The sequence below is a fragment of the Dietzia alimentaria 72 genome, assembly GCF_000226215.1.
Taxonomy (GTDB): Bacteria; Actinomycetota; Actinomycetes; order Mycobacteriales; family Mycobacteriaceae; genus Dietzia; species Dietzia alimentaria.
In genome coordinates this window covers 12,868-29,712 of the sequence record NZ_AGFF01000032.1, presented here as the reverse complement: position 1 = coordinate 29,712, position 16,845 = coordinate 12,868, and the positions used below count along the sequence as shown (strand labels likewise).

Below are 16,845 nucleotides of genomic sequence, written 5' to 3'. Positions count from 1 at the left end.
ACCGGCTACGGCTTCAGCCGGTCGGATCGCGGCCGTCGTCGAGTTCACGCCACAGGTCTCGACCCTCGCCGTCCCCCTCACCGGTTGCGGCAGCCTCCTCACGACGGGCAGCGGGAGTGACGTAACGCCCGTCGCGCTCCACCGGTCGTGCGGGCCAGATCATCACGACGAGCCCGGCAGCGAGCAGCGCCACGGCACCCACTCCAGTGAGGACCGGGCCCGGGGATCTGGTCGAGACCTCCGTGACGTTCGACCACTGCGGGACAGACTCGGAACCCTGGGCGCCCGGCCCCGCATCGGTGCGGGCCTGTCCCTCGTCGCTGGTGATCACGGTGTGCACCCGGTCCTGATCGACGTCGCCGAGCGACGAGAACATCAGTGTCCCGGTAGCCGCACCGAGTAACGCGATAACGGCGCCGACGGCCCTCGCCGCCACCCCCCGTACAAGCGCCACCGCCGCGATCGCGGCGAGGGAACCCAGGGCCAGCGGAACCAGTGCGGGCTGCCAGTCCCCGCCCGACAGTGCGCGGCGGGCTTCACCCGACTGGTCGTTGAACGCAACAACGTCCAGCCACACCATTCGCGAGGCCACCCACAGCAGCACCGCGGCGATCACGAGCAGGATCATCGGCGCCTGCAGTCGCACTCGACGGCTCACCGGGTCGTCCCCGCGTCTCGCAGGGTCTCCGCCGCCGCTACGGCTCTGAGGACCGCCATCGCCTTGTTTCGGCATTCTTCGTCCTCCGAGGCCGCGACCGAGTCCGCGACGATGCCCGCGCCGGCCTGGACGTAGGCCGTGCCGTCCTTGATCACCGCGGACCGGATCGCGATGGCCTGATCGGTGTTGCCCGCGAAGTCCACGTAGCCCACCACACCGCCGTACACCCCGCGGCGCGTGTCCTCGAGATCCTCGATGATCTGCAACGCGCGCGGTTTGGGCGACCCCGACAGGGTCCCCGCCGGGAAGCATGCCGCCACCGCGTCGAGACCGGTACGCCCGTCCGCCAGGCGCCCCGTCACCGTGGAGACGAGATGCATCACGTGGCTGTACCGCTCCACCTGGCGGAATTCGGTCACCACCACGGTGCCGGGCTCGCATACCCGGCCCAGGTCGTTGCGTCCGAGGTCGACCAGCATGAGGTGTTCCGCATTCTCCTTGGCGTCCTCCACCAGGTCCTTGGCCAGCAGCACGTCGTGGTCGTCGTCGTCACCCCGTGGCCTCGTCCCGGCGATCGGATGGGTTATGGCGGTCCCGTCCTGCACCGTCACCAGCGCCTCCGGACTGGAACCGACGATCGTGAACGCCGTGCCGCCGAAGCCGTCCTCCCCGGTCCCGTCCGGGATCGTCATGAGGAACATGTACGGGCTGGGGTTGGTGGTGCGCAGGATGCGGTAGACATCCCGCGGCGAGGCCTGCGTGTCCATCTCAAAGCGCTGGCTGAGCACCACCTGGAACGCTTCACCCGAGTAGATCTGTTCGATGATGTTCGCGACCCGCGAGTGATAGGTCGCCTGGTCGGTCTTTCGGCGGATCTGCGGCGTGGGCGTGTCGAAAACGCTCACCCCACCCGTTCCCGGGGCTGCCAACCGGGCGGTCATCGAATCCACACGCCGCACGGCGTCGGCATACGCTTCCTCGATCCGCTCATCGCTTCCGTCCCAGTTCACGGCGTTGGCGATCAGGTGGATCCGACCTTGATGGTGGTCGAACGCCGCCAGGTCCGTGGCGAGCAACTGCACCAGCTCGGGGACCTCGAGATCGTCGATCGTGTCCGGCTCGATGCGCTCCAGACGACGGATCGTGTCGTAACCCACGTAGCCGACCATTCCGGACGTCAGCGGGGGCAGCCCGTCGATCTGATCGGTACGGAGCAGCTCCAGAGTGCGGCGGAGCGCGTCCCAAGGATCACCGCCGGTGGGAGCGCCCGCAGGTACGTGGCCCCACCAGGTCGCCTCTCCCGTCTGGTCGACGGTCAGCGCGGCCGCGGCCCCACACCCGATGAAAGACCACCGCGACCACGACCGGCCGTGCTCGGCGGATTCCAGTAGGAAGGTCCCCGGGCGGTCATCCGCGAGCTTGACGTACGCAGACAGCGGGGTCTCGGAGTCCGCCAGCACCGTCCGTACCACCGGCACGACCCGATGGCCCCGGGCCAACGCACGGAACTGTTCGAAAGTGGTGGTCTCGGTGCTCATCCGACGGCCTTGCCGCCGATCCCGAAGGAGTCACGGGCCATGTCGTTGACATGCACCCACACCTTGGCGGGGTCCTTGCCCGTGGATTCCGCGTAGGCGGCCGTGACCGCCTCGATGACGCGCGCCTTACCGGCGGCGTCCATCCCGTCGAGCTGATTGATCTGGATGAAGGGCACTAACTCAGTCCTCCTCGAGGAGCGTGGCGGTGTCGAAGCAGCTGAAGGTGCCTTTATGGCATGCGGCCCCGGTCTGGTCGACCCTGAGCAGGACGGTGTCGCCGTCGCAGTCGATTTCAACGCCACGCACGTGCTGCACGTGACCGGACGTCTCACCCTTCACCCACCGCTGCCCGCGCGAGCGCGAGAAGTACACGCCGCGCCTCGTTGCGAGAGTCTCTGCCAGGGATGCGTCGTCCATCCAGGCCATCATGAGCACGCGGCCCGATGTGGCGTCCTGCACGACGGCCGCGACCAACCCGTCGGCGTTCCGGGTCAGCCGGTCCGCGATGGCCGGATCCAACATGTGATCACTCACCGGACGGTCACCCCGTCAGCAGCGAGCGCCTCTTTTACGTCACCGATGGTCATTTCACCGAAGTGGAAGACGCTGGCCGCCAGTACCGCATCGGCCCCGGCGTGGACCGCCGGAGCGAAGTGCTCGACGGCACCCGCACCGCCCGAGGCGATCACCGGGACACTCACGGCCTCGCGGACCGCACGGAGCATCGCCAGGTCGAATCCGGCCTTAGTGCCGTCGGCGTCCATCGAGTTGAGCAGGATCTCCCCCACTCCCAGGTCCTGGCCGCGGCGCGCCCATTCGACCGCGTCGATCCCCGTCCCGCGACGACCACCGTGCGTGGTGACCTCCCAACCGGACGGGGTGGGGTCAGACCCCGGCGGAACGGTGCGGGCGTCCACGGACAACACGATGCACTGGGAACCGAAGCGACGACTGAGCTCGCCTAGCAGCTCGGGACGGGCGATGGCCGCGGTGTTGACGCTGACCTTGTCCGCCCCGGCACGGAGCAACTGGTCCACATCCTCCTCGGACCGCACGCCGCCGCCCACCGTGAGCGGGATGAAGATCTGCTCCGCGGTGCGTTTGACCACGTCGATCATGGTCCCGCGGCCCGAAGAGGAGGCAGTCACGTCGAGGAACGTGAGCTCATCAGCTCCCTGCTCGCCATAGGCGGCGGCCAGCTCGACGGGGTCTCCGGCATCGCGCAGATCGAGGAAGTTGACTCCCTTGACCACGCGTCCCGCGTCGACATCGAGGCAGGGGATGACTCTGGTGGCGAGTGTCATGCTCGGTTCACCTTCCGCTGTCGAGCCACGGGCGCCGGCTCTCGGGTTCCGGGGTACTACGGCGGCGCCCCGCCTCGGAGAAGTTGTAGGGATCACCGAGCTGCGTGATCCTGTCCAGTACCTCGGCGTGGGCCCGCGGCCCCGCTGCGAGAATGGACTGCGACTCGACCGACCACGGCTCACCGGCGAGGTCGGTGACGACGCCGCCCGCCGCTCGGATATGAGAGGCGCCCGCCGCGTTGTCCCACGCGTGGTTACCGAAGCTCACCGCGGCGGACAGCCGACCAGATGCGACGAACGACAGGTCGACGCCGGTGGAACCGAACTTGCGGGTGCGCGCGGAATCGAGGGTCAACCGCTCGAGCACCTCGCGGCGATAAGCCGGCGGATAGGTGGCCCGGGCACCGGTATTGAGTGAACCGAGGCCTACACCGACGTCGCGGATCGAGACGTCGGCCAATGCCGGCAGCTCCCGGTCGTTCTCCTGGAGCGGCCCGCCGGCGACGGAGGTGAAGCGCATGCCGAGCAGCGGCAGCCAGGTCAGGCCGAGAATCGGCTGGCGCTCGTGCACCAACGACACCAGGATGCCCGTAGTGGGGATGCCCAGGGAATAGTTGGCCGTGCCGTCGATCGGATCGACCACCCACAGGGTGCCCTCGTTGACCGGCGGGCCGCCATACTCCTCACCGTGCACCTCAAGGCCGGTGCCCTCGCGGAGTGCGCCTGAGATCTTCCGCTCAAGCTCCAGATCGAGTTCGGTGGCGAAGTCGTTGCGGGAGCCCTTGCTCTGCACTCCCTTCGCCCCGAGACCCTCGATGAACCGGGGGGTGACGTCCTCGAGGACCCGGGTGGCCAGCGCGAGCGCCTCAGCCGGGTCGACGGGGAGGTTGGTCGGCAGGACATTTCCAGTCTGATCGTGCATCTCGGGCCTCCTGCTCGAGGTCGTGCTGCGTGGCTACCAGATGGTCAGGGCGCGATCAGCGGACGCTGACGGCCGCCAGTGCCTCGGGGAGTGTGAAACGCCCCGCGTAGAGGGCCTTGCCAACGATCGCACCTTCGATGCCCTGGGGCACAAGGGTGGCGATGGCCTCGAGATCAGCGACCGACGAGACGCCGCCGGAGGCGACGACGGGCGCATCGGTGGCCGCACACACCTGGGAGAGCATCTCCAGGTTCGGGCCGCCGAGCATTCCGTCCTTGGACACATCCGTCACGACGTACCGCGCGCAGCCGTCCCTGTCCAGGCGCTCGAGTACCTCCCACAGGTTTCCGCCGTCAGAGACCCAACCACGACCGCGGAGCCTGGGATCACCGTCGATCACGCGCACGTCGAGGCCCACCGCGATGCGGTCTCCGAACCGGGCGATGGCCGAGGCGCACCACTCCGGGTCCTCCAGCGCCGCGGTACCGAGGTTCACCCGGGCACAGCCGGTGGCCAATGCGGCTTCCAACGAGGCGTCGTCCCGGATTCCGCCGGACATCTCGACCTTCACGTCGAGTGCGCCCACGACCTCCGCGAGGATGTCACGATTGGAGCCCCGGCCGAACGCCGCGTCGAGGTCGACCAGGTGCACCCACTCGGCACCGTCGCGCTGCCATTGCAGTGCCGCATCCAGCGGTGAACCGTACGAGGTCTCGGTCCCTGCCTCACCTTGGACCAGACGGACGGCCTGCCCGTCGGCGACGTCGACAGCGGGCAGGAGTTCGAGATAAGAAGCGTTGGTCACGGCCGTCAGCCTAGTCCGTCAGTAACGGGGCGATCGCCATCGCCCACTTCAGCCTCGGGCTCGTCCCCGTACTCGGCGCGGATCGCCCTGGCGGTGAGACGGTTGGACACCACGCCCATTGCCACGATCGTCAGCACGAGCCCCAGCAGCGCCACGATCGCCCGCCCGACCGGTGGGAGCGGGAGCAGCGCCGTGGCCGCGGCAGTGAGTGCGAGGACCAGCACGCCGATCCCGGTCACGGCGATCGCAAGCGTCGCGAACGACACCGGGGCCGGGGTGTCCCCTGCCCTAGCCAATGGAGCGGATCCAGTTCTCGAGCAGGTGCAACCCTGCGTCTCCAGATTTTTCCGGATGGAACTGGGTAGCCATCAGAGGACCGTTCTCCACGGCCGCGACAAACGGTTCGCCGTGCCTGGACCATGTGACCCCCGGCGCCTTCAGGTGATCCGACGGCTCCATGACCCACTTGCGGACACCGTAGGAATGGACGAAGTAGAAGCGTTCGTCCGTCGGCATTCCGGCGAACAGGACCGTGTCCTCGGGGGGTTCGACGGTGTTCCATCCCATGTGCGGCAGGATCGGCGCCTCGAGCCTGTCGACCACCCCCGGCCACTCTCCACAGCCGGGGACGCCGGACGAGTCGTCATGCGGGCCATCGGCGAACTCGATGCCCCGGTCGAATAGCACCTGCATACCCACACAGATACCCAGAACCGGTCGGCTCCCGGCGAGACGCTCACCGATGATCCGTGGCCCCTTGACCCCCTCAAGGCCCTTCATGCACGCGGCGAACGCGCCCACACCGGGGACGACCAGAGCATCAGCCTCGATGGCGACGCGGGGGTCAGAGGTCAGTTCGACATGAGCCCCGACACTCTCCAGTGCGCGGTGCGCCGACCGCAGGTTTCCGGAGCCGTAATCCAGGAGTGCCACGCGCGTGGCCCGTGTCGTCATGGATCCATCGTATCGCTGCTGTCGGCGAGGGCCAGATCTCGTGCCGGCCGGGTCCGACGAGCGCCGACCGCGGCCGGGCCACCGACCAAGAGCACTATCCCGGCGGAGACGGTGAACAGCACGACGTAGCCGAACCCTGCGAAGCCACCCATGACGATCGAGCCGAGACCTGTGCCCGCGTCGAAGGAGATGTTCCACGACGCGGAGGCGGTACCCAGTCGGGAGCGCGGCATCCGCTCGAACGAGCCGACCAGTGCCTCGTTCTGCACCGCACCGAACCCCAGGCCAAAGACGACGGTCGGCGCGAGGAACCACCACGGGTTCGCTTCGACGAACAGCATGCCCGCGATGCCGAGCATTCCGAGGGACGCGACACCCAGTCCCGGCCAGACCAGGGCGCCCGGGCCACGACGGTCCGAGATGAGTCCGGCGAACGTGCGGCCCACGATGACGCCGGCGCCGAGCAACCCCAGGCCCACACCGGCAACCACGGCACCGCTGCCGTTGACGATCGAATCGAGAGCTGGCGAGAGGAACGACGCCGCGGCGCCGTACGGCAGCGATACCGCGAGCATCACAAGGAACGGACCGGCGAGCAGCACGAGGATCTGCTTGCTGCTCAGGACGGACGTGTCCGACGCATCAGGTGGCGCCGGGAACACCCGCGGCAGCCTGGACGCCGCGAACAGGCCCACCACACCGAACGCCGTAGCGCTCCATGCCGCGGCCGGCAGACCGAACAGGTCGAGTAGCCACAGGCCGACCGGCAGGAAGATCGCCTCGGAGATGCCCACCGCCAGACCGATCAGGGAGGTGGCGCGCCCGAGCATCCCCGGAGGGGCGAGTTCGGCCACGAGCGCCGAGCCCGCCACGGTCATCATGCCGAAGCCCGCCCCACGGACGCCGCTGATCGCCAGCACGGCGAATGACGAGTCGGACACGGCGAGCAGGCCGGAGGGCAGCCCGAGTAGGGCACTGCCGATGGCCAGCACCCAGCGGTAGCCGATCCGCGAGGTGGCGCGTGGGGTGACCAGCTGGAACAACACAGTGACCGTCATGAACACGCCGGTAGTGGCACCCGCGACGAGTTCGCTGCCTCCGCTGCGGACCACAGCCAGCGGAACGACGGGCAGCAGCAACGAGAAACCGCCGAACGCAAGCAGAACCAGGACGAATGCCGCGGGGACTCCGGGCGTCCTGGCCAGCTTGGAGAACGCCCCCGAACTATTGACCGTCGCTGTCACGCCGGCATCACAGTGCGCCCTTGGTGGACGGGATGCCCGTGATCCGCGGATCGGGCTCGGTCGCCGCGCGCAGAGCGCGGGCCACCGCCTTGTACTCAGCTTCGGTGATGTGGTGCGGGTCCCGGCCGTAGTGGACCACGACGTGCAGCGCGATCCGGGCGTTGTAGGCGAGGGTCTCGAAGACGTGACGGTTGAGAACCGTGCCGTAGGGCGCGCTGTTGTGCCCCACCACGACATACCCTTCCATCATCTCTGGCTCACCGCTGTGGACGCAGTAGGGCCGCCCGGAGACATCGACGATCGCCTCGGCGAGCGCCTCGTCCATGGGCAGCGAGCACTGACCGAAGCGGCGGATACCGCGTTTGTCGCCCAATGCCTGGCCGAGGGCCTGACCCAGCACGATGGCGGTGTCCTCGACGGTGTGATGCGCTTCGATCTCGATGTCGCCGGTCGCACGGACAGTCAGGTCAAAGGCCCCGTGCTGGCCGAAGGCGGTGAGCATGTGATCGAAAAACGGCACTCCTGTGGAGATGTCGGTCTGACCGGTCCCGTCCAGGTTGATCTCCACGACGATCGACGACTCCTTGGTCGTCCGCTCGACGCGACCGACCCGTGTGGCCTGCTCGCTCATGGTGTCTCCTCGGTTCGGGGTTCGATCTCGTCAGCCGCCAGTTCGGCGCTCACCTGCAGTAGTCGGTCGTTCTCGTACTCCAGCCCGATGGTCGCACGAAGTCGACCGGGAATGCCGACGTCGCGGATGAGGACACCGGCGTCAAGGTACCGCTGCCACGCGCGGGCGGCGTCGGTGAACGGGCCGTACAGCACGAAGTTGGCCTCGCTGGGCAGTACCCCGTAACCCTGCTCCTCGAGTCCGGCGGTGACCCGCTTGCGTTCGTCGGCCAGCAGCGCGACGGACGCCAGTGTCTCCTCGGCATGTCGGAGGGCTGCCCTGGCTGAAGCCTGCGTCACCATCGACAGGTGGTACGGCAGCCGGACCAACAGCACTGCCTCCACGAACGACGGGTCGGCAGCGAAGTACCCGAGCCGACCGCCGGCAAAGGCGAAGGCCTTACTCATGGTCCGGGAGACGACGAGCTTCGTGGGGAACTCCGCGAGCAGGGTGCAGGCGCTCGGCGAGGGCGAGAACTCGGCGTACGCCTCGTCCACCACCACGATCCCGGGAGCCGCGTCGAGCAGTTGGCGAAGTTGTTCCGGCTCAACTGTGTGTCCGGTGGGGTTGTTGGGGGTCGTGACGAACAGCACGTCGGGCCGGTGCTCGGCGAGCGCGGCCAGAGCCACGTCCACGTCGATGGACAGGTCCGCGGCGCGCTCCACCGGGATCCACTCGGTGTCGGTGCCGGCGGCAAGGATCGGGTGCATCGAGTAGCTGGGGACGAAGCCCATCGCGCTGCGACCGGGTCCGCCGAATGCCTGCAGTAGCTGCTGCAGGATTTCGTTAGAGCCGTTGGCCGCCCACACCATGTCGACGTCCAGTGGAACGCCGGTCTGCGCGGTCAGGTAATCCGCCAGATCGCTGCGCAGGCCCACCGCGTCGCGGTCGGGATAACGGTTCAGTTCCGCGGCTGCGACGGAGACCGCGGCGGCGATGTCCGCCACCAGTTCCGCACTGGGCGGGTGCGGGTTCTCGTTGGTGTTGAGCTGCACGGGTACATCGAGCTGAGGTGCCCCGTAGGCGCTGCGACCCCGGAGGTTCTCGCGCAGTGGGAGAGCTCCGAGCCCCACGCCGGGGCGTGGTGCGGTCACAGGGCATCATCCCCTGCAGAGAGGTCCTCGAATCGGGCGCGTACGGCTTCACCGTGGGCGGGCAGCCGCTCGGCGTCAGCCAGAGCGACCACCGCGGGGGCGACCTCCTTGAGCGCCGCCATGTCGTAGTCCACGACATGAATTCCACGCAGGAACGTCTGCACGCTCAGGCCCGAGGAGTGGCGGGCGGTGCCGGAGGTGGGAAGGACGTGGTTGGACCCGGCGGCGTAGTCGCCTAGTGGGACCGGCGAGTAGGCGCCCACGAAGATCGCACCGGCGTTGCGCACGCGGGCGGCGTGGCCTGCGGAGTCGCGGGTCTGGATCTCAAGGTGCTCCGCGGCATAGGCGTCTACCACCCGGAGGCCGACCTCAATCGTGTCGACCAGAACGATTCCGGACTGTGGGCCCTCCAGCGCCTCGCGCACGCGGTCGGAGTTGAGGGTGACCTCGTACCGCGCCTCGACTTCGCGGTCCACGGCATCGGCGAACGTCTCGGAGTCGGTCACCAGGACGCTGGCGGCGTTCGGGTCGTGCTCGGCCTGGCTGATGAGGTCATAGGCCACGTGCACGGGATCCGCGGAATTGTCCGCGAGGACCGCGATCTCGGTGGGTCCGGCCTCGGAGTCGATGCCCACCACGCTGCGGCACAGGCGCTTGGCGGCGGTGACGTAGACGTTGCCGGGCCCGGTGACTATGTCGACCGGCTCGAGGACCTCACCATCCGTGTCCTCCCCTCCGTACGCCAGTAGAGCCACGGCCTGACCGCCGCCGACCGCCCACACCTCGTCCACGCCGAGCAGTGCGCACGCACCGAGGATGGTGGGGTGGGGCCAACCGCCGAAGTCAGACTGGGGTGGCGAGGCAACGACGAGCGATCCTACGCCCGCGACCTGGGCGGGCACCACGTTCATGATGACGCTGGAGGGGTAGACGGCCTTACCGCCCGGGACGTAGAGACCCACACGCTCGACCGGTACCCAGCGTTCGGTGACGAAGCCGCCGGGTGCGACTTCCGTGACCGTGTCACTGCGCCGCTGCGCCGAGTGGACGATGCGTGCGCGTCGGATCGCCTCGGACAGGGCTGCGCGAACCGTGGGGTCGAGATTCTCCTCCGCCTCGGCGATCACGTGTGCGGGTACACGCACCGTCTCGGGGCGGACGCCGTCGAACTTCTCGCCGTACTCGAGTGCCGCGGCCACGCCGTGGTCGCGGACCGCTTCGACCACCGGGCGCACCGTGTCGACCACGGAGTCGATGTCGGCGGCACCGCGCGGGAGCGTGCGGCGCAACTCAGCGGTGCCGAGTGTGCGACCGCGCAGGTCGATGCGGGAGAGCATGGCGTGGCCTTTCCTAGGGATCACGGGATCGCCGAGCGCACTGATGGGCTTGCGACCGCCTCGGGACAGTCTAGTTGCGCCCTCGTTCGCTGCTATCCGGCACACCTGACAGGGTGTCCGGCCCACCCCGACACCGACCTCTCGGCCGGATCACCCGTCATACGACCGCGCCGTCGACCAGCTTCACCTGGTCGTCACACCGAGCGGCGTTGTGCGCGTCGTGGGTGACCAGCATCAGGGCCACGTCGAACTCGCGGGCGGTATCCAGCAGCAGGTCCATCACGGCCTCCCCGGACTCCGAGTCCAGCGCGCTGGTGGGCTCGTCGGCCAGCAGTAGGGACGGCTCCCCCATGAGCGCGCGAGCCACGGCGACCCGCTGACGCTGTCCACCGGAGAGCGCACCGACCGAGCGCCCGGCCGCGCCACCCAGTCCCACCACGTCCAGCAGTTCGTCGGCCCGTCGGCGCGCGTCACGGCGCGTCTGACGCGACGGCCTGGAGCCCAGCCAGACCATCGCCTCGAGCTGTTCGCGCGCGGTGAGCGATTCGATCAGATTGGACTGCTGGAACACGATCCCGATCTCGGTGCGCCGTAGCTCGGCGGCGCGGGCGCGGTCGACTGTTGCCAGGTTCACGAGCGCGTCCGCGGTCCGGAGCCAGACCTGTCCGGAGTCGGGCCGGGTCAGCGTGGCGGCAACCGCGAGCAGGCTCGACTTGCCCGAACCTGATGGTCCGGTCACCGCGAGGCTGTGACCGCGCTCGATGTCCACGCTGACGTGGTCGACGGCGGTAACGCGTCCCTCGCCGTCAGGGTAGGTGAGCAGCACGTCCTCGAGCCGGAGCGCGGGGCCCGCGCTGCCAGGCTTGTCGAAGCGGCTGCTGATCCTGTCGGTGACTGTGGCGGTGGCCATTGCGGTTCTCCTTGGGGTGTCGAAAAACGGGTTGTGTGAGGACGACGACGAGGGCGTGGCCCGGCTGGCGGTGAGCGGCCTCATCGCGCCGCCCCCAGAGCGGAGTTGGGATCGGCGGTCACGACGGGCCGCAGTGAGATAGCTGCCCCGGCCAGACCGAGCACGGCGAGGATCGCGGCCGGGAGCAGAGTCGTGCCGGCGGACACCACGAACGGCACGGCGCCGGCCATCACGAGTCCGAGCGCCGCGGTGATCGCGACCCCGCCGCCCACTCCGACCGTCAACACGATCCCGGCCTGGCCGATCGAGTCGCGAACCACCGCGGCGGTGGACGCCCCGAGTGCCTTGAGCACGGCGACGTCGCGGCGACGCTGCATGCCCCACACGGCGAAGAACGCACCCACGACCAGCGCGGTCACGGCCAGCAGCATGTAGGTCATGGTGTTGAGCGAGGTGTTCTCGGCGCGATGTGAGGGAAGGGCGCCCACGAGCCCGTCGCCGTCGACCAGTGCCAGGCCAGAGCCGTCGGCGACGAGTCCGGAGTCCAGTGCGTCGACGCCCACGGCCATGGCCGTGGCGGGCCCGCCGCGCGGGGCGAGATCGCGCCAGGTGTCGAGGTCGGTCACCACGACCGGGCTGTGCGAATGCCAGAGGTCACCCGCGTGGCCGGCGACCGGGAGTTGGTCGCCGTCGATACCGATTGACCGGACGTCCGAGCCCATCTCGTCGTCGATCCCGTCGGAGACCAGGACCTCTCCCCCCGCGGGGGGCGTGACTGATCCCACGGGTGCGGCCAGGCCCACGGCGACGGCGGAGACCCCCGTCTCGGTGCCGTCGTCCAGGTTGATGCGGGCGATACCCACCGGGACCGCAGCGGGGTCCGACTCGGTGACGGCTGCGATCTGCTCGTCGGTGAGGGCGGCGCGGTCGATATCGACGGGACCGGATTCGTCGGCGGGCAGGACGAACGAGGAGTCGTTTGAGCCGAGTGCCCGGAGCGCGGACACACTCTGGTTGGCCAGGCCTGCGGTGAGGCCGAGCAGTCCGGCGACCAGGACGGACAACAGCAGGACGACGCCCGTGATGAGGGCGAAGCGCCACCGGGCGGTGCGCAGGTCACGCAGTGCGAAGAACATCTGGGTTTCCTCTCGTGAAGGTGTACCCCAAGCCTCGTCGGGTGAGCGGCGTTTCGGATCGGCCGTCGGGTTGGTTGCGCGGGACCGAAAGGTTGACGCGGGCCTCAACCTTTCGATGGATGCCGGTGTGTCCCGCAGCGACTAGCGTCGTCCACGTGACATCTGCGCCCATGACCTATATGGAGCTCCCGCCCGAATCAGTGGGGGTCCGAGCGGTGTCAGCTCAGCTTCAGGTCGCCTTGCACACGTTGGTGGCGGCGCTGCTGGTTCTCACGCTGATCAGCGCGCATCGCACCACGGCGGGCGAACCCAATCTCCCAGCGGTGGCCGCGGCCGTGGGATTCGCGGTCGTGTACGGGGCCGGGACCGTGTGGGAGCGGCGGCGCAGCACAGGCCGAACTGCCAGGCTGGGGTGGTTAGCCGCGGTGCTCGCGCTGTGGGCGGCGTTGGTGGTGCAGATTCCGGAAGCCGCGTACCTGGTGTTCCCCCTGTTCTTCGTGGCCCTGTTCCTGCTCGGCGTGTGGGCCGGCGTGGCGGCGGTCGTGCTGCTGGCGACGATCGCGGTGGTAGCACTCGGGCTGCATAGCGGCTTCACTCCCGCAGGGGTGGTCGGTCCCGCCGTCGGTGCGGTGGTGGCGTTGGGCCTGTCGGCCGGTGTGCGGGCGCTGTATCGCGAGTCCCAGGCGCGGCGCGAGGTGATCGCGGAGTTGGTGGCAACCCGGTCAGAGCTCGCCTCGCGGGAACGCGAGGTGGGTCGAGAAGCCGAGCGGGCGCGGTTGGCCGGCGAGATCCACGACACCGTCGCGCAGGGGCTGTCGAGCATCGGGATGTTGCTGCACGCCGCCGAGCGCTCGGATCCGCAGCATCGCGCCATCGAGCAGATCCGTCTGGCGCGTGAGGTCGCGGGCGAGAACCTCACCGAGACACGCCGCCTGATCGAGGCGTTGAGGCCGACACCGCTGGAGGGTGCGTCGTTGACCGGCGCCTTGCGCCGCGTCGCCGCGAGGGTGCGATCCGAGAACCCGTCGCTCGAGATCTCCGTGGAGGGTGGCCTCTCCGCCGAGCCTCCCGCAGAGCCCGCGGCGGTGTCGGTGCGCGTCGCGCAGGAGGCTCTGACCAACGCGGTCAAGCACGGTTCCCCGGAGCGCATAGTGCTTTCCCTGGCCGACTCCGCCGAGGGGATCACGCTGACGATCACCGACGACGGGCACGGGTTCGACCCGGACGCACCCAGGGCCGACGCGTCGTTTGGTCTGGACGGGATGGCGCGGCGGGTACGCGATCTGGGTGGCACGCTCGCCGTTGAGTCCGCGCCCGGACGGGGTACTACGGTGCGCGCGGAGTTACCGCTGCACGTGAAGGGAAACCGATGACGACGACGAGGATCCGTGTGCTGCTCGCGGACGATCACGCGGTGGTGCGGACCGGTCTGCGTGCGCTTTTGGCTTCTGATCCCGCTATCGAGGTGATCGCCGAGGTGTCCAAAGCCGAAGAGGCGGTCGAGCGTAGTCGGATCGGTGACGTGGACGTGGTTCTGATGGATCTCCGCTTCGCCGGTGACGCCACTGCCGGGGTCCGCGCCACTGCCAGGATCCGCGAACTCGCCGACCCCCCGCAGGTTCTGGTCCTGACCAGCCACGACACCGACGGGGATATCGTCGGCGCCATCGAAGCCGGGGCGTGTGGCTACCTGCTCAAGGACGCCGGGCCCGACGAGTTGCTGGGCGCGGTGCGCGCGGCAGCCGCAGGCGAGAGCGCGCTTTCTCCCACTGTCGCAGCGACACTCATGGGTCGACTGCGCAATCCGCGGCCGGTCCTCACCGACCGCGAGGTCGAGGTGCTGCGTGCGGTGTCCGCGGGGTCCACCAACCGTCAGGTCGCCGCGTCTCTACACGTGTCAGAACCCACGGTGAAGACCCATCTGGTGCATGTGTTCGACAAGCTCGGCGTGACTTCTCGAACCGCCGCGGTGGCGAAGGCCCGTGAGCTCGGTCTGGTCTGAGCCGACCAGCGCATGACCTGAGCCGACCAGACTCACTTTCAGCCGTGGGTTGAGTCGGGAATACTCAATTACCATCGTCTGTTGCACAGGATGCGACGCCGGAAACGCCGGCGCGACCCGATCAGTCGCAGAGGAGACACCCATGGCCACCAGCAACCGATTCGATCCGTTCCGAGAGCTCGACCGACTCTTCGGCGAAGGGCTGCGAAGCGCTACGGCGTCGAGCGCTCTGCCGATGGACCTGTACAAGGACGGAGACAACTTCGTCGGACTCATCGACATGCCCGGCGTGGACCCGTCCTCGATCGACATCGCTGTCGAGGACCGCACGCTCACGGTTCGCGCCGAGCGACGCTCCCCCGCCGGCAGTGATGCCCAGTGGCTGATGCACGAGCGCCAGGCCGGCACGTTCGCCCGCCAGCTCGCGATCGGCAAGGGCCTGGCCACCGACAGGATCGAAGCCGACTACACCGACGGTGTTCTCCGCCTCGTTATCCCGGTGGCCGAGGACGCACAGCCGCGCAAGATCGCGGTCTCGCACGGCAACCAGCGGGTCGACCAGTCGGAACTGGTCGAGGGTTCGTCCGAGGGTGAGGCGGCTGTCGAAAGCTGAGCCGTCACCACCTGCCACACACCGCCGCCCCGGCTTCGGTCGACGCCGGGGCGGCGGGGTCCTGCCGGGCCAGTGTCAATCAGCACCGACCGCCACGGATCGTCGACAGTTCGGGCGCGAGCGCATCGGCCATCGCTGACAGTGCGGCTACTCCGGCCTCGAACGATGGGGCGTCGACCGCCATCGCCACGGCCACATCGCCGTCGACCCCCGGCACCAGTCCGTACTGCCGCACGAGGTAGCCACCGCTCTCACCCGGCCCCCATCCACCCTTAAATCGCGCGCCCGGAATCCGGCCGAGACCCCATCGTTGATCCTGTGAGACCTCGCCCATCAGTTCCACGACCGGACCGGCGGCGTCCAGGCAGGGAAGCGCTCCTGCAAACCGGGCCTGGTCAACCAGCGACCAGCGGGTCTGGCCGAAAATCGAGTACTCCGCCCGGGTACGGACCGCCGGAACAGGCGCGCCCGTGACGCCGCCTTCCGCGAGTACCTCCGTCACCGCGCGCGACGCCGACGCGCCCCCGCCGAGGGCAGCCCACAGACTCTCGGCGGCCGTGTTGTCCGAATCCCTGATGGCGGAACTCGCGCTCCCGGCGGTCTGCTGGTCGACCCGGGTCGCCGCTATCGCCAGCGGAACCTTGATCGTCGACCAGGCCACCCCGTCCTGCCACACTCCGGCGGTGAGGATCTGCCCGTCCCCACCGGCCGGGGTGAGCGCGATGCCAGCCCTCTGTCCGACTATCCGATCGAGCATGGCGGCGGAATCGTTCGCCATCGCCCCGGTCTCGAGGTGCGGGGACTGCGTCACCGCTACGCCCGTACGCTCGGGCAGGGGCGCCTCACCTGGCTGGGCCGGTTCGCCGGTCACCGTGGCAACCGTCGACGTGACGAACACCGTTTCCCTGGCGACGCCGGCCGACTCGCAGCCGCTCGCGACGAGGGCCACGATGCCGAGCACTCCAATGGCAAGCGACTTCGCCGGCAATCTGACGTCAGAGTTCCCCGGCTGAGCCATCAGTAGATGTAGACCACGGCGTTGTTACCACCGGTGCAGGTCACCACGGCGCCCCCCGAACACGACATCGTGTACACCGCACCCGTCACGGGACTGTAGGCGTTGATCGTCGCGAACTGTCCGTTTCCGGCTGCGAGCTGATACTCCGACCACACGGAACCGGCGAACTCACACGAAGTCTGATTGGAGCCCACCGCCGCGCTCGAATATTGTCCCGCGCCGGTGTTCAGGCACTCATAGGCGCCCGAGGGTCTGCCACCCTGCGCCGGCCGGACAGGCGGCGCGGCCTCCGCGGATCGTACCGGCGGCTGGCCCGCAGATTCCGTCGCCGTCACCTGCACCGTCGACGTGACCGGGCCGGCCACGGGGTCGGCCCCGTTCAGCCGGGGGAGCAAGAGAACAGCCACCAGCGCGATCAATCCGATGAGCAACATCACCACCACGGTGAGCGCCACGATCAGTACCGGCGACATCCCCTGTTTCTGCGGTACAGGTCCGTTACCCGGATGTTGAACCGGCGCGAACTCCGACGTGAACGGGCCATCCCATCCCTGAGGCGGATTCTGATTCATCGAATGGCTCCCTTTAACCGGGTGTTTACCCTCCCAAACAATGCGGGATAAAAATGATCTTAACTCAA

20 protein-coding genes are annotated in these 16,845 nt (G+C 68.7%); 3 read left to right on the top strand and 17 right to left on the bottom strand.

Features of this window, described 5'->3' with window-relative positions; genetic code table 11:
• Positions 1–13: 13 nt before the first annotated feature.
• From ON04_RS15265 to ON04_RS15195, 15 genes are all read right to left on the bottom strand, one after another.
• Positions 14–658 (bottom strand): TIGR02234 family membrane protein, encoded by a 645-nt coding sequence (locus ON04_RS15265; RefSeq protein WP_238529349.1) that lies wholly within the window; start codon positions 656–658, stop codon positions 14–16.
• Positions 655–2,196, bottom strand: coding sequence for an anthranilate synthase component I (locus tag ON04_RS15260; protein ID WP_010542513.1), 1,542 nt, complete (start codon positions 2,194–2,196; stop codon positions 655–657). Before ON04_RS15260 ends, ON04_RS15265 begins: the two co-directional genes overlap by 4 nt.
• Positions 2,193–2,372, bottom strand: a complete 180-nt coding sequence (locus ON04_RS15255; RefSeq protein ID WP_010542512.1) for a tautomerase family protein — start codon at positions 2,370–2,372, stop codon at positions 2,193–2,195. Before ON04_RS15255 ends, ON04_RS15260 begins: the two co-directional genes overlap by 4 nt.
• A 4-nt stretch (positions 2,373–2,376) precedes the next feature.
• Positions 2,377–2,718 (bottom strand): phosphoribosyl-AMP cyclohydrolase, encoded by a 342-nt coding sequence (hisI, locus tag ON04_RS15250; RefSeq protein ID WP_010542511.1) that lies wholly within the window; start codon positions 2,716–2,718, stop codon positions 2,377–2,379.
• Positions 2,719–2,726: 8 nt separating this feature from the next.
• The gene (gene hisF / locus ON04_RS15245) at positions 2,727–3,500 is read right to left on the bottom strand and encodes an imidazole glycerol phosphate synthase subunit HisF (RefSeq protein ID WP_010542510.1); all 774 of its coding nucleotides are present in this window, start codon (positions 3,498–3,500) and stop codon (positions 2,727–2,729) included.
• Positions 3,501–3,507: 7 nt separating this feature from the next.
• Positions 3,508–4,422 carry an inositol monophosphatase family protein gene (locus ON04_RS15240; protein WP_010542509.1) on the bottom strand — a complete coding sequence of 305 codons (915 nt, stop codon included), beginning with the start codon at positions 4,420–4,422 and terminating at the stop codon, positions 3,508–3,510.
• A 55-nt stretch (positions 4,423–4,477) separates the two neighbouring features.
• Positions 4,478–5,227, bottom strand: a complete 750-nt coding sequence (gene priA, locus ON04_RS15235; RefSeq protein WP_010542508.1) for a bifunctional 1-(5-phosphoribosyl)-5-((5-phosphoribosylamino)methylideneamino)imidazole-4-carboxamide isomerase/phosphoribosylanthranilate isomerase PriA — start codon at positions 5,225–5,227, stop codon at positions 4,478–4,480.
• A gap of 5 nt (positions 5,228–5,232) precedes the next feature.
• Positions 5,233–5,493 carry a hypothetical protein gene (locus tag ON04_RS15230; RefSeq protein ID WP_010542507.1) on the bottom strand — a complete coding sequence of 87 codons (261 nt, stop codon included), beginning with the start codon at positions 5,491–5,493 and terminating at the stop codon, positions 5,233–5,235.
• Between the two features lie 22 nt (positions 5,494–5,515).
• A complete protein-coding gene (gene hisH / locus ON04_RS15225) occupies positions 5,516–6,181 on the bottom strand; it encodes an imidazole glycerol phosphate synthase subunit HisH (RefSeq protein WP_010542506.1) in 666 nt (221 codons plus the stop codon).
• Positions 6,178–7,425 carry an MFS transporter gene (locus ON04_RS15220; RefSeq protein ID WP_010542505.1) on the bottom strand — a complete coding sequence of 416 codons (1,248 nt, stop codon included), beginning with the start codon at positions 7,423–7,425 and terminating at the stop codon, positions 6,178–6,180. The genes hisH and ON04_RS15220 overlap by 4 nt, the downstream gene beginning before the upstream one ends.
• 7 nt (positions 7,426–7,432) lie before the next feature.
• Positions 7,433–8,056, bottom strand: a complete 624-nt coding sequence (gene hisB, locus ON04_RS15215; protein ID WP_010542504.1) for an imidazoleglycerol-phosphate dehydratase HisB — start codon at positions 8,054–8,056, stop codon at positions 7,433–7,435.
• On the bottom strand, positions 8,053–9,189 hold the full coding sequence (locus ON04_RS15210) for a histidinol-phosphate transaminase (RefSeq protein WP_010542503.1): 1,137 nt from the start codon (positions 9,187–9,189) through the stop codon (positions 8,053–8,055). The genes hisB and ON04_RS15210 overlap by 4 nt, the downstream gene beginning before the upstream one ends.
• Positions 9,186–10,526 carry a histidinol dehydrogenase gene (gene hisD / locus ON04_RS15205; RefSeq protein ID WP_010542502.1) on the bottom strand — a complete coding sequence of 447 codons (1,341 nt, stop codon included), beginning with the start codon at positions 10,524–10,526 and terminating at the stop codon, positions 9,186–9,188. The genes ON04_RS15210 and hisD overlap by 4 nt, the downstream gene beginning before the upstream one ends.
• 157 nt (positions 10,527–10,683) lie before the next feature.
• A complete protein-coding gene (locus tag ON04_RS15200; RefSeq protein WP_010542501.1) occupies positions 10,684–11,436 on the bottom strand; it encodes an ABC transporter ATP-binding protein in 753 nt (250 codons plus the stop codon).
• Positions 11,437–11,516: 80 nt separating this feature from the next.
• Positions 11,517–12,572, bottom strand: coding sequence for an FtsX-like permease family protein (locus ON04_RS15195; RefSeq protein ID WP_010542500.1), 1,056 nt, complete (start codon positions 12,570–12,572; stop codon positions 11,517–11,519).
• Positions 12,573–12,727: 155 nt separating this feature from the next.
• Here ON04_RS15195 and ON04_RS15190 point away from each other — a divergent pair, with 155 nt between their 5' ends.
• From ON04_RS15190 to ON04_RS15180, 3 genes are all read left to right on the top strand, one after another.
• The gene (locus ON04_RS15190; protein ID WP_238529348.1) at positions 12,728–13,945 is read left to right on the top strand and encodes a sensor histidine kinase; all 1,218 of its coding nucleotides are present in this window, start codon (positions 12,728–12,730) and stop codon (positions 13,943–13,945) included.
• A complete protein-coding gene (locus tag ON04_RS15185; protein ID WP_010542498.1) occupies positions 13,942–14,574 on the top strand; it encodes a response regulator in 633 nt (210 codons plus the stop codon). The genes ON04_RS15190 and ON04_RS15185 overlap by 4 nt, the downstream gene beginning before the upstream one ends.
• Before the next feature lie 142 nt (positions 14,575–14,716).
• Positions 14,717–15,187 (top strand): Hsp20/alpha crystallin family protein, encoded by a 471-nt coding sequence (locus ON04_RS15180; RefSeq protein WP_010542497.1) that lies wholly within the window; start codon positions 14,717–14,719, stop codon positions 15,185–15,187.
• Positions 15,188–15,266: 79 nt separating this feature from the next.
• Here ON04_RS15180 and ON04_RS15175 read toward each other — a convergent pair whose 3' ends face one another.
• Both ON04_RS15175 and ON04_RS16035 read right to left on the bottom strand, forming a co-directional pair.
• Positions 15,267–16,205 carry a hypothetical protein gene (locus tag ON04_RS15175; RefSeq protein WP_141564830.1) on the bottom strand — a complete coding sequence of 313 codons (939 nt, stop codon included), beginning with the start codon at positions 16,203–16,205 and terminating at the stop codon, positions 15,267–15,269.
• Entirely contained in the window at positions 16,205–16,678 is a 474-nt protein-coding gene (locus ON04_RS16035) for a hypothetical protein (RefSeq protein WP_010542495.1), read from the bottom strand. The genes ON04_RS15175 and ON04_RS16035 overlap by 1 nt, the downstream gene beginning before the upstream one ends.
• Between the last annotated feature and the right edge of the window lie 167 nt (positions 16,679–16,845).